At 60.3% G+C, this 21,029-nt stretch carries 18 protein-coding genes and 7 tRNA genes; 8 read left to right on the top strand and 17 right to left on the bottom strand.

Going from position 1 to position 21,029, the window contains the following annotated elements; all coding sequences use genetic code 11:
• Window positions 1-103: 103 nt before the first annotated feature.
• The 3 genes from ACB033_RS11960 to ACB033_RS11950 all read right to left on the bottom strand — a co-directional run bounded on the left by ACB033_RS11960 (window position 104) and on the right by ACB033_RS11950 (window position 2,675).
• Window positions 104-274, bottom strand: a complete 171-nt coding sequence (locus tag ACB033_RS11960) for a XapX domain-containing protein (RefSeq protein WP_005305103.1) — start codon at window positions 272-274, stop codon at window positions 104-106.
• Window positions 275-398: 124 nt separating this feature from the next.
• A complete protein-coding gene (locus ACB033_RS11955) occupies window positions 399-1,673 on the bottom strand; it encodes a NupC/NupG family nucleoside CNT transporter (RefSeq protein WP_010636138.1) in 1,275 nt (424 codons plus the stop codon).
• A gap of 213 nt (window positions 1,674-1,886) precedes the next feature.
• The gene (locus ACB033_RS11950) at window positions 1,887-2,675 is read right to left on the bottom strand and encodes a TatD family hydrolase (protein ID WP_139724917.1); all 789 of its coding nucleotides are present in this window, start codon (window positions 2,673-2,675) and stop codon (window positions 1,887-1,889) included.
• 38 nt (window positions 2,676-2,713) lie between these two features.
• Between ACB033_RS11950 and tppF the strand changes: the two genes are divergently transcribed.
• On the top strand, window positions 2,714-3,331 hold the full coding sequence (tppF, locus tag ACB033_RS11945; protein WP_139724919.1) for a type IVa pilus pseudopilin TppF: 618 nt from the start codon (window positions 2,714-2,716) through the stop codon (window positions 3,329-3,331).
• Here the strand turns inward: tppF and ACB033_RS11940 are convergent.
• The 5 genes from ACB033_RS11940 to ACB033_RS11920 all read right to left on the bottom strand — a co-directional run bounded on the left by ACB033_RS11940 (window position 3,300) and on the right by ACB033_RS11920 (window position 7,875).
• On the bottom strand, window positions 3,300-3,482 hold the full coding sequence (locus ACB033_RS11940; protein ID WP_139724921.1) for a DUF5363 family protein: 183 nt from the start codon (window positions 3,480-3,482) through the stop codon (window positions 3,300-3,302). The genes tppF and ACB033_RS11940 overlap by 32 nt on opposite strands.
• Window positions 3,483-3,564: 82 nt before the next feature.
• Window positions 3,565-4,074 (bottom strand): GNAT family N-acetyltransferase, encoded by a 510-nt coding sequence (locus ACB033_RS11935; RefSeq protein WP_193557962.1) that lies wholly within the window; start codon window positions 4,072-4,074, stop codon window positions 3,565-3,567.
• Between the two features lie 172 nt (window positions 4,075-4,246).
• Entirely contained in the window at window positions 4,247-5,599 is a 1,353-nt protein-coding gene (gene rlmD, locus ACB033_RS11930) for a 23S rRNA (uracil(1939)-C(5))-methyltransferase RlmD (RefSeq protein WP_099359988.1), read from the bottom strand.
• Between the two features lie 326 nt (window positions 5,600-5,925).
• Window positions 5,926-7,335 carry an ammonium transporter gene (gene amt, locus ACB033_RS11925; RefSeq protein WP_010636134.1) on the bottom strand — a complete coding sequence of 470 codons (1,410 nt, stop codon included), beginning with the start codon at window positions 7,333-7,335 and terminating at the stop codon, window positions 5,926-5,928.
• Between the two features lie 454 nt (window positions 7,336-7,789).
• Window positions 7,790-7,875 (bottom strand) — tRNA-Leu (locus ACB033_RS11920).
• 143 nt (window positions 7,876-8,018) lie between these two features.
• On the opposite strand from ACB033_RS11920, the gene ACB033_RS11915 reads away from it, so the two are divergent.
• The gene (locus ACB033_RS11915) at window positions 8,019-8,540 is read left to right on the top strand and encodes an RDD family protein (RefSeq protein ID WP_005305129.1); all 522 of its coding nucleotides are present in this window, start codon (window positions 8,019-8,021) and stop codon (window positions 8,538-8,540) included.
• A 263-nt stretch (window positions 8,541-8,803) separates the two neighbouring features.
• On the opposite strand, the gene lptG is transcribed toward ACB033_RS11915, so the two are convergent.
• Together lptG and lptF are read right to left on the bottom strand one after the other, a co-directional pair.
• On the bottom strand, window positions 8,804-9,874 hold the full coding sequence (gene lptG / locus ACB033_RS11910) for an LPS export ABC transporter permease LptG (RefSeq protein ID WP_139724925.1): 1,071 nt from the start codon (window positions 9,872-9,874) through the stop codon (window positions 8,804-8,806).
• 141 nt (window positions 9,875-10,015) lie between these two features.
• Complete coding sequence (gene lptF, locus ACB033_RS11905; RefSeq protein ID WP_162519844.1) at window positions 10,016-11,128, bottom strand: LPS export ABC transporter permease LptF; 1,113 nt, start codon at window positions 11,126-11,128, stop codon at window positions 10,016-10,018.
• Window positions 11,129-11,300: 172 nt separating this feature from the next.
• Here lptF and pepA point away from each other — a divergent pair, with 172 nt between their 5' ends.
• From pepA to pbpG, 6 genes are all read left to right on the top strand, one after another.
• Window positions 11,301-12,809, top strand: coding sequence for a leucyl aminopeptidase (gene pepA / locus ACB033_RS11900; protein WP_005305141.1), 1,509 nt, complete (start codon window positions 11,301-11,303; stop codon window positions 12,807-12,809).
• A 162-nt stretch (window positions 12,810-12,971) separates the two neighbouring features.
• Window positions 12,972-13,427 (top strand): DNA polymerase III subunit chi, encoded by a 456-nt coding sequence (locus tag ACB033_RS11895; protein ID WP_139724927.1) that lies wholly within the window; start codon window positions 12,972-12,974, stop codon window positions 13,425-13,427.
• Between the two features lie 65 nt (window positions 13,428-13,492).
• Window positions 13,493-16,345: a valine--tRNA ligase gene (locus ACB033_RS11890; RefSeq protein ID WP_139724929.1), complete on the top strand. Its 2,853-nt coding sequence runs from the start codon at window positions 13,493-13,495 to the stop codon at window positions 16,343-16,345.
• Window positions 16,346-16,531: 186 nt separating this feature from the next.
• A complete protein-coding gene (locus ACB033_RS11885; protein WP_005305154.1) occupies window positions 16,532-17,824 on the top strand; it encodes a hemolysin family protein in 1,293 nt (430 codons plus the stop codon).
• 18 nt (window positions 17,825-17,842) lie between these two features.
• Window positions 17,843-18,508 (top strand): DedA family protein, encoded by a 666-nt coding sequence (locus tag ACB033_RS11880; RefSeq protein WP_005305157.1) that lies wholly within the window; start codon window positions 17,843-17,845, stop codon window positions 18,506-18,508.
• 138 nt (window positions 18,509-18,646) lie between these two features.
• Complete coding sequence (gene pbpG, locus ACB033_RS11875) at window positions 18,647-19,474, top strand: D-alanyl-D-alanine endopeptidase (RefSeq protein ID WP_005305161.1); 828 nt, start codon at window positions 18,647-18,649, stop codon at window positions 19,472-19,474.
• A gap of 411 nt (window positions 19,475-19,885) precedes the next feature.
• Here pbpG and ACB033_RS11870 read toward each other — a convergent pair.
• The 7 genes from ACB033_RS11870 to csrA all read right to left on the bottom strand — a co-directional run bounded on the left by ACB033_RS11870 (window position 19,886) and on the right by csrA (window position 20,956).
• Window positions 19,886-19,962 (bottom strand) — tRNA-Arg (locus tag ACB033_RS11870).
• 28 nt (window positions 19,963-19,990) lie between these two features.
• Window positions 19,991-20,067 (bottom strand) — tRNA-Arg (locus ACB033_RS11865).
• A gap of 28 nt (window positions 20,068-20,095) precedes the next feature.
• Window positions 20,096-20,172: transfer RNA gene (locus ACB033_RS11860), tRNA-Arg, on the bottom strand.
• A 32-nt stretch (window positions 20,173-20,204) separates the two neighbouring features.
• Window positions 20,205-20,281 (bottom strand) — tRNA-Arg (locus tag ACB033_RS11855).
• 99 nt (window positions 20,282-20,380) lie between these two features.
• Window positions 20,381-20,457: transfer RNA gene (locus tag ACB033_RS11850), tRNA-Arg, on the bottom strand.
• A gap of 3 nt (window positions 20,458-20,460) precedes the next feature.
• A tRNA-Ser gene (locus ACB033_RS11845) sits at window positions 20,461-20,553 on the bottom strand.
• Window positions 20,554-20,767: 214 nt separating this feature from the next.
• The gene (gene csrA / locus ACB033_RS11840; protein ID WP_005305164.1) at window positions 20,768-20,956 is read right to left on the bottom strand and encodes a carbon storage regulator CsrA; all 189 of its coding nucleotides are present in this window, start codon (window positions 20,954-20,956) and stop codon (window positions 20,768-20,770) included.
• Window positions 20,957-21,029 lie beyond the last annotated feature (73 nt).

Below are 21,029 nucleotides of genomic sequence, written 5' to 3'. Positions count from 1 at the left end.
TGCTGGCAATGCCTATTTCAGCCGAGATACCCCTTGTTTGCAAGCCGGATTTGCCATTTTCAGAGGTACCTCACATCTGGCAAATCCGGTACTGGAAAGTGCGTTAAGAGAAGAAACGGGTGAGTATCCAGGAGTATGCCAGGCCCCCCAGATAGACTCCAACGATCCCCATTACCCCGGACAGTACGGGCGGGGCCGGGATCGGCAATTTGAGGAAAGAAAACAACAAGCCAACGATAAAGCCGGCTGCCATCGCCAGTAGCACTTCATTCATATAACCTCCGATTTGACTCATTTTATTATTAGTTTAGAAAGGAAAACGGTTGTCACCGCTCCATACACGAACGCCACGGCAGATGCCGTGGCGTTCGTGGTTATAGCTGTCAGTCAGACTGACATTACATGCTGGACAGCGCCAGGAAGAAGCCTGCGATGGTCGCAGACATCAGGTTGGACAGAGAGCCGGCCAGTACGGCTTTCAGACCAAATTTCGCAATGGTGCCGCGACGGTTCGGTGCCATGGAGCCCAGACCACCCAGCAGGATGGCAACGGAGGACAGGTTGGCGAAACCGCACAGGGCGAAGGAGATGATGGCCTTGGTGTGGTCAGACATGGCCACGCCATTGATCAGCACTTCATCCTTCAGGTACGGGGCGAAGTTCAGGTAGGCCACGAACTCGTTGACCACCAGCTTCTGGCCGATGAAGGAACCGGCTACGACGGCTTCACTCCAGGGCACACCGATCAGGAAGGCCAGCGGGGAGAAGATCCAGCCCAGCAGCAGTTCCAGGGAGAGCTGCGGATAACCGAACCAGCCACCCACACCGGAGAAGATGCCGTTGATCATGGCGATCAGACCGATGAAGGCCAGCAGCATGGCGCCGACGTTCAGGGCCAGTTGCAGACCGGCAGAGGCACCGGCGGCGGCGGCATCGATCACGTTGGCAGGCTTGTCTTCCAGATCGCCATCGGCATTGCTCTCGTCGTAGCTCGGGGTCTCGGTTTCCGGCACCAGCAGCTTGGCGAACAGCAGACCACCCGGGGCAGCCATGAAGGAGGCGGCAATCAGGTATTCCATCTTGACGCCCATGGAGGCGTAACCGGCCAGTACGGAGCCGGCAACAGATGCCAAGCCACCACACATGACGGCGAACAGCTCGGAGTCGGTCATCTTGGAGATGAAGGGACGCACAACCAGCGGCGCTTCAGTCTGACCCACGAAGATGTTGGCAGTGGCGGAGAGGGATTCGGTACGGGAAGTGCCCAGTACTTTCTGCAGGCCACCACCCAGCAGTTTGATGACCCACTGCATGATGCCCAGGTAATAGAGAACGGCGATCAGGGAGGAGAAGAAGATGATGACCGGCAGTACGCGGAAGGCGAAGATGAAGCCGCCACCACCGAACACTTCGAACATCTTGTTGCTGACCAGACCACCGAACAGGAATTCGATGCCGTTCTGGCCATAACCGATGACGCTGGAAACAGCATCGGATACACCTACCAGGATGTCACGACCAACCGGGACGTACAGCACGAAGGCACCCAGGCCAGCTTGGATTGCAAAGGCACCGGCAACGGTGCGCACTCTTATTGCTTTGCGATTGCTGGAGAACAGCACCGCGATAAGGACGAGCGTTGCCATCCCTACCAGACCCATTATTAGATTCATTATTTACACTTCCTCTTTAGTAGCACCTTCCAGCTTGTTAACAACTTGTATCTCAAAGCCATCAATCAAGGGTGCGCATTATACTAATTACGGTGCGACAAAGTAGAACGCTGGTCACATTTTATAAGCATGAAATGCGCTAGAGGTCGTCAAATTAGACCGCAAACGATTTTTACTCCCCCCATTTTTTATCATGTCGCTAGCAACAGTTAATCAGGTGTTAATTTTCGACTTGCCCAACTGGAAGGTATGCAGAGTGGATTCATGTAACACCGAGGCAACATGTGCCAGCGGTTGCTGCCGCAAATCGGCCAGCAGTTGCGCAATGATTGGCAGATTGGCGGGGGTGTTGGGCGCCCCTTGCTGACCCTGCAGCGGCATGTCGGGGGCGTCCGTTTCCAGCAGCAGGGCCTCCAGCGGCATGTCGCGCACCGCCTCCCGGGTCTTGTTGGCCCGCTCAAAGCTGATGACCCCGCCGATGCCGAGCCGAAATCCCAATTGCCAGAACGCTTCTGCCTGCTGCAGGGAGCCGCTGAAGGCGTGGATGACGCCCCCGCAGGCAGGGCGCAGACGTCTGAGGATCTTGGCCACCGTGTCGTTGGCACGCACCGAATGGACAATAAGGGGCAACTCATGCTCCTTGGCCAGTTCGACCTGGGCCTCGAACATCTCGAGCTGTCCCTCCTGCGGCACGTGGGAGCGCAGATCCAGCCCGCATTCGCCCACCGCCACCAACCCGCGGGGGCGCTCCGCCAACCGTTGCTGCAACCGGGTCAGCACCGCCGGCGTCTGACCGCCCACATACCAGGGGTGCACGCCAAGGGCATAGGAGATGCCGTCATGTTCTGCCGCCAGCGTCATCACCCGGCCCCAGTTTTCCTCTCCCACCGCGGGAATGATATACTCGCCCACCCCCAGCTGACGGCACTCGGCCAGCAGCGCCGCCCGCTCGGAGTCAAAGACCGGAAAATCGAGATGGCAATGGGTGTCGATCAATTGCATGTCACTCACCTGTTTGTCGTAATTAATGGGTCCATATCATGATGAAACGCACAAGCCACGGCTTTACCCTGATAGAACTGGTGCTGGTCATCATAGTGCTGGGGATCCTGGCCGTGACCGCTCTGCCCCGCTTCATCAATCTCAAGGATGACGCATTAAAGAGCACGGTCGCGGCAACGGCGGCCAGCTTTGCCAGCGCGGTCCAGCTGGCTCATGCCGGCTGGGCGGTCAAGGCGCAGGATCAGGCGCTCTACAATCTTGGCAGCATGGGGCAACGCAATCTCGACATCAACCGCTATGGCTGGCCCGCCGGCACGGACGAAGATCAGGGGCGCAAGGGGATCGACGAACCCTATGTCGCAGGTCAGGGCGACTACATCTCGGTAAGCAACCAGTCAGACTGCCGTCTGCTGTTTCAGGGACTGCAGGACAGCAGCTACACCGTCGCCTCGGTCGATCAGGATCCCGATCAGCAACTCAACGCCGACTACCTGTCCAGCGAGCTGACCGCCAACCAGATAGATGAAGAGGGAGAGCCGCACAGCAACTGCCGCTACACCCTGCGCGACTCCATCAGCCGCTTCCCCGCCTATCCCGACGGTCTCTCCTTCGACTACAACAGCGTCACTGGTGCCGTGACCCGCAATTTCCAGTGAGCGGATCCGACTCGGCTTGCTGCTCTGCCTGCGGCGCCTCATCCTGTTCCCGGCGCACCGGCACGCAGCAGCGCCGGTTCTCCGGCGTGAGCCCCCACTCCTCGCACCAGCCATCGTAGCGAGCCAGCCAGCGTAACAAGATACCTTTCATCCGCGCGTTCCCCTCTTCATCAAGTCGACGGTTGCTCCGTCATATACCCGCTCGCCGCCAGGAGCAAACCGGGCCCGCTGCATCATGGCGCCCCGGGCGACAGCAGCAACCCCATGCTGATCTCGTCCACGTAGCCATCGTCCAGCCGATAGGCCTGTCGCCGCAACCCCTCGTCCCGGAAGCCGCACTTGCGATAGAGGGCGCGCGCCACCTCGTTGTGGACCATCACCCCCAGCTCCAGCCGCTGGATCCCTAGCTCGCCGGCGGCCGCGATCAGGGTGCGCAGTAACCGCTCACCCCATCCCAACCCGCGTGCACTCGACCGCAGCCCCATCACCACCAGGGCGCAGTGGCGGTTGCGCGCCAGGCCACCGCCGATGAGCACGGCAAAGCCCTGCACCTCCCCGGCCAGCACCAGCAGCCACATGGCCTGATTGGGAGCCGCCGCCATGGCCTCGAGCCGCTGGCGCTGCCCCTCGATGTCCGAGGGGCGCTCCCCCGCCTCATACAGCATGAAGCGGGTCTCCCTGTCCAGTTCCCCAAAGAAGTGATCCAGCGCCACCGCATCCTCCACACTCGCCAAACGAATCATCACCCTCGCTCTCCCTGCCTGGTGGTTGCGCCGATCCACGGCCATAAAAAAACGACTCCATTTGGAGTCGTTTTTATCAGAGCCATCTGGCTAATTCAATTCACGCCTGGGTGGGCAGGCTTAGACGAGCAACCGCTTCGACGTCCATGGCGCGAGTGGGGACCAGCGACGATCAGGCCTTGGCAGGCAAGCTCAGGCGGGCGACAGCCTCGACGTGCATCGAGTGCGGGAACATGTCCACCGGCTGCACCTCGTCCAGCACGAAGCCCTGCTTGACCAGCCAGGCGAGATCCCGGGCCAGGGTCTGCGGGTTGCAGGAGACATAGACCAGCCGGCGCGGCGCCATGGCCACCAGGGTCTGCAATACCGCCTTGTCGCAGCCCTTGCGCGGCGGATCCATCACCACCACATCGGCACTCACCCCTTCGGCGTGCAGGGCAGGCATCAGCTGCTCCGCCTTGCCGACGTGGAACTCGGTCTGCTCGATGCCGTTGAGGGCCGCATTGCGGCGGGCGTCGCTGATGGCGCTCTCCACCGATTCGATCCCCACCACCTTGGCGGCCTTGCCGGCCAGGAACAGGGAGATGGTGCCGATACCGCAATAGATGTCGAACACCGTCTCGTTGCCGGTCAGCTCGCAATACTCCAGCGCCTTGGAGTAGAGCACGTCGGTCTGGCTCGGGTTGTTCTGGAAGAAGGAGAGCGGCGAGATCTCGAATTCGAGCTCGTGGATCTTGTCGCGGATCACCCCGCTGCCCAGCAGCACCCGGTTGTGGTCACCCAGGATGCGGTTGGTGCGCGCCTCGTTGATGTTCTGCACCAGGGTAGTGACCGGCAGATCCTGCAGGGCGGCCAGCAGCTCGGCTTCGAACGGCAGCTCCTCACCCAGGGTCACCAGCACCACCATCAGCTCGCCGCTCTTGAAGCCCTTGCGGGTCATCAGGTTGCGTACGCAGCCGGTGTGGGCCACTTCGTCATAGGCTTTGATGTCGTGCTCGCGCATCCAGTTGCGCACCCGGGCGTTCAGCTCCACGTGCAGAGAATCTTGCACCGCGCAATCATCGGCGGTGATGAGGTCGTGGGAGTGCTTGCGATAAAAACCGATCTCGGCGCCAGCCTCGCAGCCACGCACTGCGTACTGCGCCTTGTTGCGATAGGCGAACGGCGTCTCCATGCCGAGGATGGGATTGACCACGGCCTCACCCAGCCCGACCTGCTCCAGAGCGCTCTGCACCAAGCTCTGTTTGAGCTTGAGCTGGGCCGGATAGGCCAGCGGGCGCACCTGGCAACCGCCGCATTCTGTGTTGGGGCAGAAGTCGGCAACCCGGTCGGCGGAGGGCTGGAGCAGCTCGGCCACCTTGCCGTGCAGGTAGTTGGGCTTGACCTCGGTCAGTTCGACCAACGCCTGCTCACCCGGCAGCAGACCTTCGACAAACAGGGGGCGGTCGAACAGGCGTCCTTTGCCATCTCCTTTGTCGGTCAGTTCCAGGATCTCGATCTGGTGTTGATGTCCCACTAGCGGCATGAGCGGCTCCAAAAGTACATATAATAAGAGGGTGATGAACCGGCCCGGCCGACCCATCAAGAAAAGGTGGCAGAGTTTAGCGGAGATCCGTCCAAATTGCAGGCATAAAACAGCAACAAGACAGAGGACATTGCCGCTACCCACCTTGTCTGCCGAAAAATGCTATCGCCGGCGGCGATCTCGGGGATGCGCTCTATCTGGGGTGATGGCGTCAGAGGCGAACCGCCCCACCACAGGCTCGGACATCAGAGTTGGTCCCCGGCAAACGGACATAAAAAAACCGCCGGCATGGCCGGCGGCAATCTTGCTGAACAACAGATGGCGGATTACAGGCTGTAGGCCTTCTCGCCGTGGGTGGTGACGTCCAGCCCCTCCCGCTCAGCATCCTCTTTCACCCGCAGGCCGATCAGCATATCCACCAGCTTGTAGGCCACCACCGAGATGATGCCGGACCAGAGGATGGTCACCCCTACCCCGATGGCCTGGATCTTGACCTGATCCAGGATGGAGTAGCCCTCCGCCACTTGGTTGGTGACATAGTCCCACACCCCGGTGCCGCCCAGATCCGGGCTGGCGAACACCCCGGTCAGCAGGGCGCCGAGGATGCCGCACACCCCGTGCACACCGAACACGTCCAGACTGTCATCGGCACCCAGCAGCCGCTTGAGACCGTGAACCCCCCACAACCCCGCGACACCGCTGATGAGGCCCATCACCAGACCACCACCGACACCGACGAAACCGGCCGCCGGGGTGATCACCACCAGCCCGGAGACGGCGCCGGAAGCCGCGCCCAGCAGCGAAGGACGGCCTTTCATCACCCACTCGGCCAAGGTCCAGGAGAGGGCCGCCGCCGCCGGTGCCACCCAGGTATTGATGAAGGCCAGTGCCGCCGTGCCGTTGGCTTCCAGCGCGGAGCCGGCGTTGAAACCGAACCAGCCGAACCAGAGCAGAGAGGCCCCGATCATGGTCATGGTGAGGCTGTGCGGGGTCATGGGGTCACGACCATAGCCCAGGCGCTTGCCCACCAGATAGGCGCCGACCAGACCGGCCACCGCCGCATTGATGTGCACCACTGTGCCGCCGGCAAAATCCAGCGCGCCGTGCTGGAACAGATAACCTGCCGTCGCCGTGGCCGCTGCCGCGGCATCGGCCGTGGTATAGGCATCCGGACCCGCCCAGTACCACACCATGTGAGCCAGCGGAATATAGGCGAAGGTGAACCAGATCACCGAGAACAGCAGCACGGCAGCAAACTTGATGCGCTCGGCAAAGGCCCCCACGATCAGGCCACAGGTGATGGCGGCAAAGGCCCCCTGGAACACCACATAGATGAACTCGCTGATCCCGACTCCCTTGCTGAAGGTGGCGGCGATGGAGTCGGGGGTCACCCCCTTGAGCAGCGCCTTGCTGAAGGAGCCATAGACGCTGTTGCCTTCGGTAAAGGCCAGCGAATAACCGTAGATCACCCACAGCACGCAGATGAGCGAGAACAGGGTGAATACCTGCATCAGCACGCTCAGCATGTTCTTGGTGCGCACCAGACCGCCATAAAACAGGGCCAGGCCCGGAATGGACATCAGGATCACCAGGGCTGCCGACAGCAGCATCCAGGTATTGTCCCCCTTGTTGATGGTCACCACCGCAGATGCGGTCACCACCTCTTCGGCCCAGCTGGGGGCGGCCAGCAGGGCAATCAGCGCCAACAGGCCAGTCATCACGAGTCTCTTGAGCATACAGCCATCTCCTTCCCTGTCGTCCCGGCTCCAGGCCGGGTCCATTTCCTGATATGAACATCGACACCGATGATTCACGTACATTTCCATTCGGTACACACTGGTTACCGCTCCCGGTCAGATTCCCTCTACGGAGCGGCATCATGGCGACATAACTGCTTAAAAGCACAAAGCGGGCCAACTTAATAAGTTATTTAAAATCATAATGTTATTCTTATGACAGAGAGGAGGCGCACCAGATTGGCGCATGGGACGCGCTAACATGAGCGAATGCGCACTTCTGCTGTGCAGGCAGAGCAAGCCGCACCGAAATGGAGCAAGGCGGGACATGGCATGACCACAGAAGTATACCCGGCTTGCCGATATCAGCCGGAGAACAGAAGCGTGACAAGGAAGGGGAAAGGCGGAAAAACAAAAGGCCATCATTGCTGATGGCCTTTTGTCATGAATTTGATGGTGCCCGGGGTCGGACTCGAACCGACACGGTTATTCACCGGCGGATTTTGAATCCGCTGCGTCTACCGATTTCGCCACCCGGGCAACTGCGAGGGATTATACGAATGGCGCTTGGGCATGCAAGGTGTTTTTCTTGTGCTCACAGTCGTTTGCTCATTTATTCAACGCCTTGCCGAGGCAAGGTCAGTTACATAGAATGCCCGCATCATATTAATGGAATAAGAACGATGGCCAAGCGTAAACCCGTCCAACCGACCACTCCCCCTCCTCCCACCCAGCGTCACCCGTCCGCCGGTCTGCTGCGCCGGCTCGGTGCCCTGATCTATGACTATCTGGTGGTCATCTCATTGCTGATCATCGCCGGCTTTATCGGGATGGGGGTAGCCCATCTGCTGCTGGCCACCGGCATGGCAAGCGTCCCCGAGGGCAAGGACGCCTCATGGCTGCTGACCAGCCCCGTCTACAGTGCCTGGCTCGCTCTCGTCATCTGCGGTTTCTACACCTGGTTCTGGACCCGCGCCGGCCAGACCATCGGCATGCGGGCCTGGCGTCTGCGCATCCAGAATGCCGACGGCAGCAACATCCGCATCACCCAGGCGCTGATCCGGCTGGCAACGGCGGCCTTTGGTCTCGGCAACCTGCTCTGCCTGTTCAACCGCAAGTCACCTCGCGCATTTCAGGACATCTGGTCCGAGTGCGAAGTGATCGTGCTGGGCAAACAGGAAAACCTGGAACAGCTCAATCGCTGATCCCAAAAGGCGGTAACGAAAAAGGGCACCCCAGGGTGCCCTTTTTGCTGGCCGACGCGCTTGCTGCTTGCGGCTCAAAATATAGAAGGAGATACCGCAGAATAGCAGTGCAGCAGGCGCGATGGCCGCCTTTGTCAGCAGTGCCACCGCCCTTCAGATCGCTACTGCTTGCGGCTCAGGATATAGAAAGAGATGCCGCCGAACAGCAGTGCAGCAGGAGCGATGGCCGCCTTTTGTCTACAGCGCCACCGCCCTTCAGGCCGCTACTGCTTGCGGCTCAGGATATAGAAGGAGATGCCGCCAAACAGCAGGCTGGGCGCGATGGCCGCCAGGATCGGTGGCACCGCGTACACCAGGCTGATGGGGCCGAACACCCGATCGCTGACGTAGACGGCGAAGCCCGTCATGATCCCCATCAACATCCGAGCCCCCATGCTGACCGAGCGCAGCGGGCCGAAGATGAAGGAGGAGGCCAGCAGGATCATCGCCACCACCGAGAGCGGTGACAGCAGCTTGCGCCACATCTCCAGCTTGTAGCGCCCGGCATCCTGTTTGTTGGCATCCAGATAGCCGATGTAATCCAGCAGTCCCGCCACCGGCAGGTTTTCGGGATCGACGCTCACCACCCCGAGCTGTTTGGGGGTGAGCTCGGAGCTCCACTCCATCTGGGGCTGGGCCTCGCTCAGGATCTGTTTGGGATCGTCAAAACGGGTCACCTGCACCTGCTTGAGCAGCCAGTGATGCTGCTCGAACACCCCTTCCTGCGCCTGCAGGATATCGATCAGCTTGCGCTCCGGGGTGAAACGGTAAAGGGTGATGCCGGTCAGCGCGCCATCGTTGCGCACCCCGTTGATGTTGACGAAGTTGTTGCCATCGCGCGCCCACACCCCGTAAGCCGACACGGTCAGCCGCCCTTCCGACAGGGCCCCCGCCTTGATGTCATCCGCCATCCGCTTGGCGATGGGCGCCACGTACTCCCCCATCAGCCCCACCAGGATCATCAGCGGGATGGCGGTCTTGAGCGCTGCCATCACGATACTGATCTTGGAGCGGCCCGCAGCCTGCATCACCACCAGCTCCGAGCTGGTCGCCAGCTGGCCCAGACCGATGAGGCCGCCCAGCAGGGCCGCCAGCGGGAAGAAGAGCACCGCCTCTTTCGGCATGGAGAGCAGCACATAGTAGAGGGCGCTGAGCATGTCGTAGTTGCCTTCCCCCACCGACTTCAGCTGCTCCACGTACTTGATGAGCGCAGCCAGCCCGACCAGAGTCAGTTCGCACAGCAGGACCGACATGAAAATAACCCGGCCGATATATCTATCGAGAATGCCAAACATCAGCAGAAACTCCCCGGTTGCAGCATCATGCTGATTTTTTCCTCAAATACAGACACATGGAGCGGGGGCGACAGCAAAATGACCCGGTCGCCATGTCTATCGAGAATGCCAAACATCAGTAGAGACTCCCAGATGGCAACATCATGCCGATTTTCTCTTGAAATAGAGGGTCTTGACCCCGTTCCACCAGCTGGTGCCCTGCAGATTGAGCGGCAACCCGATCAACAGCAGATAGACCAGAGGCACCAGGAACATGCCGGGCCAGTGCGGCAGCCGGCCGCTGTCGATGGCAGAACGGGCGGCGCTGAGCAGCAGGAAGTAGGAGAGGTAGAGCAGGATGGCCGGCAACAGCTTGGCATAGCGGCCCTGACGGGGGTTGACCCGCGCCAGCGGCACCACCAGGAAGGTCAGCACCAGAATAGAGAGCGGCAGCGACAGGCGCCACTGCAGTTCGGCCATCAGCTGGTTGTCCTGGGTGCCCAGCAGCTCCATGGTCGGCTTGGCCGCCGCCTTGCGGTTGGAGCGCTCCATCTCCTGCTGGCGGATCACCAGGCTGTACTCGTCGAATTCGGAGATCTGGAACTGGCGGGTATTGAAGTGCCCCTCGTAGCGGGAGCCATCCTTCAGGGTCAGCCACTGCAGTCCGTTGTCGTCCACCGTGACCACCCCTTCCGTCGCCACCACCACCGACGGCGGCTTGCCATCCTGGGAGCGCTGCAACACGAAGATCTTCTGCAATTTGGAGCCCTTGTCGTTGAGATCCTGGATGTAAGCCACCAGGCGCCCCTTGTCGAGCTCCATGAAGCGGCCGGCCTGCAGGAAGGAGATACCCGGATCGGCCTTGAACTCGTCGATCACTTGGTACTCGCGCTCCTTGGCCTGCGGGGCAATCCAGCCGGTATTGAAGGCGGCAACGGCCGCCGTCAGCAGGGCCAGTACCATGGCGCTGCGCATCACGAAACGGTGGCTGAAGCCTACCGCATGCATCACCGTCATCTCGCTTTCGGCGTAGAGGCGCCCGTGAGCGAACAAGATAGCCAAAAACAGGCTGATGGGCAGCATCAGCAGGGCCATGTTGGGCAGGTTGAGCAGCAGCAGGGTGGAGACCAGGCGCGTCGGCACCTCACCATCGGCGGCATCGCCGATGATCTGGATGAATTGCTGGCTGACGAAGATGAGCAGCAGCACGAATAATACCGCCAGCTGGGTTTTCAGGGTTTCCCTGAACAAATATCGGAAAACGATCACAGTCATTCCCAAGTAAACTTGTGTTTTTAGTCGAATGCCTGAAAAATAGGGCCGTATATTGGATTTTTACCAGTTTGAACTGCGGAGCCAGTGCCTGTTCGCTCCGCCTCTGATACCCCAACAAGCACCGCATTATTCAATAAAAGGTGCCTTTTGTCTTTAGGATGTAGGAGATTCCATGGAGTTCAGTGTAAAGAGTGGCAGTCCTGAGAAGCAACGCAGTGCCTGCGTCGTGGTCGGCGTATTCGAGCCGCGTCGCCTCTCTCCGGTTGCCGAACAACTGGACAAGATCAGCGATGGCTACATCAGTTCGCTGCTGCGCCGTGGCGACCTGGAAGGGAAACCAGGCCAGATGCTGTTGCTGCATCAAGTACCGGGCGTGCTCAGCGAGCGCGTGCTGCTGGTCGGTTGCGGCAAGGAGCGGGAACTCGACGAGCGCCAGTACAAGCAGATCATCAACAAGACCATCACCACCCTCAACGAAACCGGCTCCATGGAGGCGGTCTGCTTCCTGACCGAGCTGCACGTCAAGGGACGGGATACCTATTGGAAGGTGCGCCAGGCAGTGGAAACCACCAAGGCGGGCCTCTACAGTTTCGACCAGTTCAAGACCAACAAGGCCGAGCCGCGCCGTCCGCTGCGCAAGCTGGTATTCAACGTGCCGACGCGTCGGGAACTGACCATTGGTGAAAAAGCCATCGCCCACGGCCTGGCCGTGGCGAAAGGGGTGCGCGTCTGTCGCGACGTGGCCAACATGCCGCCCAATGTCTGCAATCCGGCCTATCTCGCCTCCCAGGCCCGTCGTCTGGCCGATGCCTTCGACAACATCACCACCAAGGTGATCGGCGAGCAAGAGATGGCCGAGCTCGGCATGAACTCCTACCTAGCGGTGGCCCGTGGCTCCGACAACGAAGCCATGATGGCCATCATCGAGTACAAGGGGCATCCGGATGCCAAGCCCATCGTGCTGGTCGGCAAGGGACTGACCTTCGACTCCGGCGGCATCTCCATCAAGCCGGCCGACGGCATGGACGAGATGAAGTACGACATGGGTGGCGCCGCCTCCGTGCTCGGTACCATGCACGCCCTGGCCCAGCTGCAGCTGCCCATCAACGTCATCGGCGTGCTGGCAGGCTGCGAGAACATGCCGGGTGGCAACGCCTATCGCCCGGGTGACATCCTCACCTCCATGTCCGGCCAGACCATCGAAGTGCTGAACACGGATGCGGAAGGCCGCCTGGTGCTGTGCGATGCGCTGACCTACGTGGATCGCTTTGATCCGGAAACCGTGATCGACGTGGCCACCCTGACCGGTGCCTGCATCATCGCCCTGGGTCACCACACCACGGGCCTCTTGGCCAACCACAACCCGCTGGCCCATGAGCTGCTTAACGCCTCCGAGCAGGCGGGTGATCGTGCCTGGCGTCTGCCGCTGTTCGACGAGTATCAAGAACAGCTGGAGAGTCCGTTCGCCGACATGGCCAACATAGGCGGTCGTCCGGCCGGTACCATCACCGCCGCAGCCTTCCTGTCACGCTTCACCAAGAAGTACAACTGGGCCCACCTGGATATCGCCGGGACTGCCTGGAAGAGTGGCAAGGAGAAGGGCTCCACCGGGCGTCCGGTGCCCTTGCTGACCCAGTTCCTGCTGAACCGGTCAGGGGTGGACATCGAAGAGAAGGAGTAATTTCCGCACCTCGCCCGGCGATGCCATCGGGCGAGCGGAAGTTGCCCTGCACCACAAGGAAGAGGCCCGCCTCTTCCTTGTTTCATTGAGGGTGGGCAGGAATACCCCCTGCCCGTCCTTACCGGCGGTCAATTATCCGTCACCGCAAACGGGATCAACCTGATGAGCCAAGTGACCTTTTACCTGATGAGCGAGCAGGATGACGAACAGGCCTCTGCCGTCGAGCGACTCGCCTGCAGCCTTGCGGCCGAGTCGTGGGGGGCGGGCCACCTCTATCTGTTCTGCGACGATGAGGCTCAGGCCCTGCGCCTCGACGAGCTGTTGTGGCAGCTGCCGCCGGAGCGCTTCGTGCCGCACCAGTTGCAGGGTGAGAGCGGCCAGGCCCCGGTGGAGATCGGCCACCAGCCGCCACGACGGCGCTACGCCCGCCTCATCAATCTGGCCAAACAGACACCTTTGTTTGCAGGACACTTCGCTCAAGTGGTAGATTTTGTCCCCACTGACGAAACGCAAAAGCAGCAAGCCCGCGAGCGCTACAAGCACTATCGCCAGGCAGGCCACGCCCTCGAGATGAGGGATCAGCCCGTCCTTGCCGCACCGGATCCGGCGCAGCCCTGACTGCGCCGCCTGTGATCCACCACGAATCAACACCAGAATCCATCCATCCAGATTACGGCGAGACCATGGAAAAGACTTTTAATCACAACGCCATCGAACAGGCGCTCTACCAGCACTGGGAAGCTCAGGGCTACTTCAAGCCCCACGGCGACACCAGCAAAGACTCCTTCTGCATCATGATCCCGCCGCCGAACGTCACCGGCAGCCTGCACATGGGTCACGCCTTCCAGCAAACCCTGATGGATACCCTGATCCGCTACAACCGCATGCAGGGCAAGAACACCCTGTGGCAGGCGGGTACCGACCACGCTGGTATCGCCACCCAGATGGTGGTTGAGCGCAAGATCGCCGCCGAAGAGGGCAAGACCCGCCACGATTACGGCCGGGAAGCCTTCATCGACAAGATTTGGCAGTGGAAGGAAGAGTCCGGCGGCACCATCACCCGCCAGATGCGCCGTCTGGGCGACTCCGTGGATTGGGAGCGCGAGCGTTTCACCATGGATGAAGGCCTCTCCGCCGCCGTGCAGGAAGTGTTCGTCCGTCTCTACGAAGATGGCCTGATGTACCGCGGCAAGCGCCTGGTGAACTGGGATCCCAAGCTCAATACCGCCATCTCTGATCTGGAAGTGGAAAACCGCGAGATCAAGGGCCACATGTGGCACCTGCGCTACCCGCTGGCCAACGGCGCCAAGACCGCCGAAGGCCAGGATCACCTGATCGTCGCCACCACCCGTCCGGAAACCATGCTGGGTGATACCGCCGTCGCGGTGAACCCGGAAGACCCGCGCTACAAGGCGCTGATCGGTCAGCACATTCTGCTGCCGCTGGTGAACCGTCTGATCCCCATCGTCGCCGACGAGCACGCCGACATGGAGAAGGGCACCGGCTGCGTGAAGATCACCCCGGCCCACGACTTCAACGACAACGAAGTGGGCAAGCGCCACAACCTGCCGATGATCAACATCTTCACCCTGGACGCCCACGTGCGCGCCGAGGCCGAAGTGGTTGACTCCAACGGCAACCCCAGCACCGCCTATGACGCCACCCTGCCGACCGAGTTCGCCGGGATGGAACGCTTTGCCGCCCGCAAGGCCATCGTCGCCAAGCTGGACGAGCTGGGCCTGCTGGCCGAGATCAAGGATCACGTGCTGCAGCAGCCGTACGGCGATCGCGGCGGCGTGCCCATCGAGCCGATGCTGACCGACCAGTGGTACGTGCGCGTGGCGCCCATGGCCAAGACCGCCATCGAGGCGGTGGAAGATGGCCGCATCCAGTTCGTGCCCAAGCAGTACGAAAACATGTACTTCTCCTGGATGCGCGACATTCAGGACTGGTGCGTCTCCCGTCAGCTGTGGTGGGGTCACCGCATCCCAGCCTGGTATGACGACGCCGGCAACGTCTACGTGGGCCGCAACGAAGATGAGGTGCGCGCCAAGCACAGCATCCCGTCCGTGACCATGCTGCGTCAGGACGAAGACGTGCTCGACACCTGGTTCAGCTCCGCCCTGTGGACCTTCTCCACCCTGGGCTGGCCGAACAACACAGAGGCGCTCAAGACCTTCCACCCGACCGACGTGCTGATGAGCGGCTTCGACATCATCTTCTTCTGGATCGCCCGGATGATCATGATGACCATGCACTTCATCAAGGACGAAAACGGCCAGCCGCAAGTGCCGTTCAAGACCGTCTACATCACAGGCCTCATCCGTGACGAAGAGGGCCAGAAGATGTCCAAGTCCAAGGGCAACGTGCTGGATCCCCTCGACATGATCGACGGCATCAGCCTCGAGGACCTTCTGGAGAAGCGCACCGGCAACATGATGCAGCCGCAGATGGCCGAGAAGATCGGCAAGCGTACCGCCAAGCAGTTCCCGGAAGGGATCGAGGCCCACGGTACCGACGCCCTGCGCTTCACCCTGGCGGCGCTGGCCTCTACCGGTCGTGACATCAACTGGGACATGAAGCGCCTGGATGGTTACAACAACTTCTGCAACAAGTTGTGGAACGCCTCCCGCTACGTGCTGATGAACACCGAAGATCAGGATTGTGGCTTCAACGGTGGCGAGATGCAGTTCAGCCTGGCGGATCGCTGGATCCAGTCCCAGCTGCAGGTGGCCATCCGTGACTTCCGTACCGCCCTCGATACCTACCGCTTCGACATCGCCGCCGGCGTGCTGTACGAATTTATCTGGAACCAGTTCTGTGACTGGTATCTGGAGCTGACCAAGCCGGTGCTGACCAAGGGTTCCGAGGCCGAGCAGCGCGCTGCCCGCCACACCCTCGTGACCGTGCTGGAAACCCTGCTGCGTCTGGCACACCCGATCATCCCGTTCATCACCGAGACCATCTGGAAATCGGTCGCCCCGCTGGCCGGCGTACACGCCGACACCATCATGATTCAGACCTTCCCGGAGTTCGACGCCGCCAAGGTGGACGACGCCGCGATGGCGGATCAGGAGTGGGTGAAGGAGTTCATCGTCAGCATCCGCAACATCCGCGCCGAGATGAACGTAGCGCCGAGCGTCCCGCTCAACGTGCTGCTCCAGTGCGATGCCAAGGATGCCCAGCGTGCAGCCGACAACGAGGCCTTCCTCAAGTCGCTGGCCCGTCTGGAATCCATCCGCGTGCTTGGCGAAGGTGAAGCCGCGCCGCTGTCGGTGAAGAAGCTGATCGGTGCCACCGAGCTGCTGATCCCGATGGCTGGTCTCATCGACAAGGATGCCGAACTGGCCCGTCTGGCCAAAGAGGTAGCCCGTCTGGTGGGCGAGTGCGGCCGCATCGAAGGCAAGCTTGGCAACGAAGCCTTCGTCGCCAAGGCGCCGGAAGCGGTCATCGCCAAGGAGCGCGAGAAGCTGGAAGATTACCGTCTCCAGCTGACCAAGCTGGAAGCCCAACAGGCCGAGATCGCCGCGCTGTAAGCCGGCATCCGCCTCGCAAAAGCCCCCTCCTGCAGGGGGCTTTTTGTTGCCCGCCCGCCACCATTCCCCCTCATTTCGCGCGTTGTCATGCAAAATTAGCGAGCCAAATCACCCGCTTTCACAAGCGCAGCGCCCCCAAATTCATTACACTGCCAGCGATCTTTCTACTAGGAGTGCTGCCGCAGTATGGAAATATTGATCCTGTTTGGATTGATTTTGCTCAATGGCGTTTTCGCCATGTCGGAAATCGCCATCGTCACCGCACGCAAGGCACGCCTCAGCAAGATGGTCAGCGAAGGGAGCCGCTCCGCCGCCATCGCGCTCAAGCTGAGCGAAGATCCCACCCATTTTCTCTCCGCCGTGCAGATCGGCATCACCAGTATCGGTCTGCTCAACGGTATCTACGGCGAATCCCTGCTGGCCCAGCCGCTGGCGCTCTGGCTGCAGGAGTGGGGCATGACCCCCAAGAGCAGCGGCCTCATCGCCACCGTGCTGGTCATAGTGGTGGTCACCTATCTCTCCATCGTCATCGGCGAACTGGTGCCCAAGCGGCTCGGCCAGATCAGTGCCGAGCGCATCGCCTGCCTGGTGGCCCGCCCCATGTTGTGGCTGGCCGCCCTCACCCGTCCCTTCGTATGGCTGCTGTCGGCCTCCACCAAGGCCAGCCTGCGACTGCTGAGAGTCAGCCAGGATGGCAGCGCCAACGTGACCCAGGAGGAGATCCACGCCATGCTGGTGGAGGGTTCGGAAGCCGGGATCATCGAGGATCATGAGCACACCATGCTGCGCAACGTGTTCCGGCTCGACGAGCGTAGCCTCTCCTCGCTGATGGTGCCCCGCAGCGACATCCGCTATCTCGACCTCGCCCTGCCGCTGGAGGTCAACCTGCAGCGGCTGGTGGAGTATCGCCACAGCTTCTTCCCGGTCTGCGACGGCAACCTGTCGGAACTGGTGGGCATCATCAACGTCAGCAAGGTGCTGCACGCCTATATCAAGGGTGAGCCCATCGATCTGGCGGCATTGACCCAGGATGGCAGCCTGCTGCCTGAAACCCTCAACGGCCTCGAGCTGCTCAACCACTTCCGCACCCACTCCGAGCACATGGTGCTGGTGGTGGACGAATATGGCGAGTTGCAGGGACTGGTCACCCAGCAGGATCTGCTGGAGACCCTGGCCGGCGACTTCCAGCAGGAAGATGGCGACGACAACTGGGCTTTTCAGCGTACCGACGGCAGCTGGTTGCTCGACGGCCTCATTCCACTGCCGGAATTGAAGGACTGTCTGGGACTGGTTCGGCTACCGGAGGAAGAAAAACATCACTATCACACCCTCGGAGGGCTTATCATGCTGCTCCTTGGTCGTGTTCCCCAGACGGGAGACCTGGTCACCCTGGAACAGTGGCAACTGGAAATCGTTGACATGGATGGTTTGCGCATCGACAAGGTGCTTGCCATGCCCTTGCTTGATCAACCCAGCTAACCTGCGGAGTTTGCAACTATGGAACAGTTTTACCAACTGGCCCACGCCTTTATGCATCAGGATCTGGTGACGCTATCCGATCCCAAAATGGCCTTCATGGTCTGCGGTGTGTTATTGACCTTTCTGGTGCTGGAGAACGGCTTCATTCCCACCGCCTTTCTGCCCGGCGACAGCCTGCTGATCCTGACCGGCGTGCTCATTTATCAGGACGTGCTCTCCCTCGGGGTGATCCCGCTGCTGATCCTGGCCACCTTCGTCGGCACCTGGCTCGGCTACATGCAGGGACGTTTTCTGGGCCATACCCAGCTCTACCACCGGCTGCTGTCCCATGTGGAAGAGAAGCACCAGCAGAAGGTTTACTACCTGCTGGACAAATACGGCATCGTGACCCTGATCACCGCCCGCTACATCGCCTTCGTGCGCACCGCCTACCCCTATATCGTCGGTGCCACCGAACTGCCCCAGGGGCGCTTTCTCATCGTCAATCTGGTCAGCTCCATCATGTGGATCTGCCCGCTGGTGGGTTTCGGCTACTTCCTCAGTCACACCAAGCTGGCGGCCGAGTACCAGTCCCAGTTCCTCAGCATCATTCTCTGCCTGCCGATCGTGCTGCTGGTCGGTGGTTTGATCGCGCTGATCTGGCGCTGGCTCAGCAAACGCAAAGCCAGTGCGCCACGGGATTGAGGCAAAGAGAGAGGGTCATCGCGAGATGGCCCTTTTTTTAGCGAAATAATGGTGATTTACCCGCTGGCACTCTTGTCAAGCGAGGGTAAAAATGAGTGAATCTAGCGCCTTTTTTTCGACGTGAATGGAGTCGGTAGTATGCGGTGTCGGGTTAGCGCTATGGCGCTGGTTTATGCATTGGTTGGACTGCTGGGACTGCCAGCAGCATTGGCTGCCCCCAACCCGGCCAAACTGCAGCTGCAATCGAGCAGCGCACTGGTGATGGATGTCAGAACGGGCAAGACCCTCTACCAGAAGAATCCCACCCAGGTGCGTCCCATCGCCTCCCTCACCAAGCTGATGACGGCGCTGGTGGTGCTGGATGCCCGCCAGGATCTCGGCCAGACCCTGACCATCGACCAGAACGACAGAGACGCCATCAAACACACCTATTCGCGGGTTCGCATGGGCACCCAGGTGACCCGCCGCGATGCCCTGCATCTGGCGTTGATGTCCTCTGAAAACCGCATGGCCTCGGCGCTTGCCCGCCACTACCCGGGTGGCCGTCCCGCCTTCATCCGAGCCATGAACAACAAAGCCAAGCAGCTGGGCATGCGCAACAGTCGCTTCTACGACTCCACCGGCCTGTCGACCCGCAACGTCTCCACCGCCCAGGATCTGGCCAAGCTCATCGCGGCAGCCTATCGCCAGCCGCTGATCCGCGAGTTCACCCAGGACACCAGCAAGGACATGCGCTTTCGCACGCCGGCCTACAGCCTGATGTTCAACAACACCAACCCGCTGGTGAAGAACCCGGACTGGGACGTGCGCCTCTCCAAGACCGGTTATACCGACGAAGCGGGCCGCTGCCTGCTGATGCGGGCCAAGCCGGACAATCAGGAGCTGGCCATAGTGCTGCTCAACTCGGTGGGCAAACGCACCCCCATCGGCGATGCCAACCGCATTCGCAAATGGCTGAAAAGCTGACACCCGGACTGCGGGGATGAAAAAGGATGCCGCGGCATCCTTTTTTATTGCCTGCAAACCGCCTCTGAGCGGGTTTATCAGCGGAAAGGGGCGTGGGTTGACCGAGAACCAAGGGATGCACACAGGACGCGATAACGCGAAAGTCGGCGCAGTGGGCCGCAGGAAGCAGGGAGAGACGCCGATCGCCCGTCATGCTGGCTTGGAAGCCCTTGTGTCACGGGGCTGCGGGTTGCCGGATGGGTGAGCGCGATCTCAGCAGCGAAGCTGCAGAGTTGAAGCAAAGAAGCGAAGAGGTGAAGAGACGAAGAGACGAAGAGACGAAGAGACGAGCATCAAGCCACCCGGGTCGTATCCCATACCCGGAGCGGCCATATAAAAAAACAGCCCCGACCGAAGTCGAGGCTGTCTGTATGGTGCGCCCGAGAGGATTCGAACCTCTGACCACCTGGTTCGTAGCCAGGTACTCTATCCAGCTGAGCTACGGGCGCTCATCAACTTTTGGTACTGCTTTCAAAATGGTGCGCCCGAGAGGATTCGAACCTCTGACCACCTGGTTCGTAGCCAGGTACTCTATCCAGCTGAGCTACGGGCGCTCACAAACTTTTGGTACTGCTTTCAAAATGGTGCGCCCGAGAGGATTCGAACCTCTGACCACCTGGTTCGTAGCCAGGTACTCTATCCAGCTGAGCTACGGGCGCTCATAAACTTTTGATTTTGCTTTTGCTTTAAATGGTGCGCCCGAGAGGATTCGAACCTCTGACCACCTGGTTCGTAGCCAGGTACTCTATCCAGCTGAGCTACGGGCGCCCTGATTTAAAGCGATAAAAAAAGCTTACTCAACAGTAAGCCTTTTTCAGTTGTACCGGCTTGCTGACTGCCAGTACATGACTCATCGTGAGTCTAATATGGTGCGCCCGAGAGGATTCGAACCTCTGACCACCTGGTTCGTAGCCAGGTACTCTATCCAGCTGAGCTACGGGCGCAAATGGCGGAGAAGGGGGGATTCGAACCCCCGATGCGGGTATAAGCCGCATACTCCCTTAGCAGGGGAGCGCCTTCAGCCTCTCGGCCACCTCTCCGTTTGCGGGGCTGATAATACTTCACAGGGATTTTTAGTCAAACACTTTTTTGGAGAAAAAAGTGCGTTCGCTCAGCATTTGGCCAAAGCGTGGAATATTCAAGCAATATCGACACTTATCCCGCTCTTTCGCCCCCTGCAACGCCATTTTCAGCGCCCCGAAAAAACAAAAGGCGACACATGAGGTGTCGCCTTGTCACAGCCATTGATGCCGCTTAGAAGCCGGACTGACCCGGTACTTTCTCGGCCTGGATGCGCTGATAGATCTCTTCGCGGTGCACGGAAACTTCTTTCGGTGCGTTCACGCCGATACGAACCTGGTTGCCTTTCACGCCCAGCACGGTGACAGTCACTTCGTCACCAATCATCAGGGTTTCCCCTACACGACGAGTCAAAATAAGCATTCGCTTGCTCCTGTATCCTGTTTTGTATTTATATCGATATGCGACATTATCTTACAAAGATACCGATATGGTA

Origin of the sequence: Aeromonas sp. S15(2024) (genome assembly GCF_041402265.1) — a bacterium.
Lineage (GTDB): Bacteria > Pseudomonadota > Gammaproteobacteria > Enterobacterales > Aeromonadaceae > Aeromonas > Aeromonas dhakensis.
Note: the sequence above shows the minus strand (reverse complement) of the source record. Positions and strands in the feature narration are given on the sequence as shown.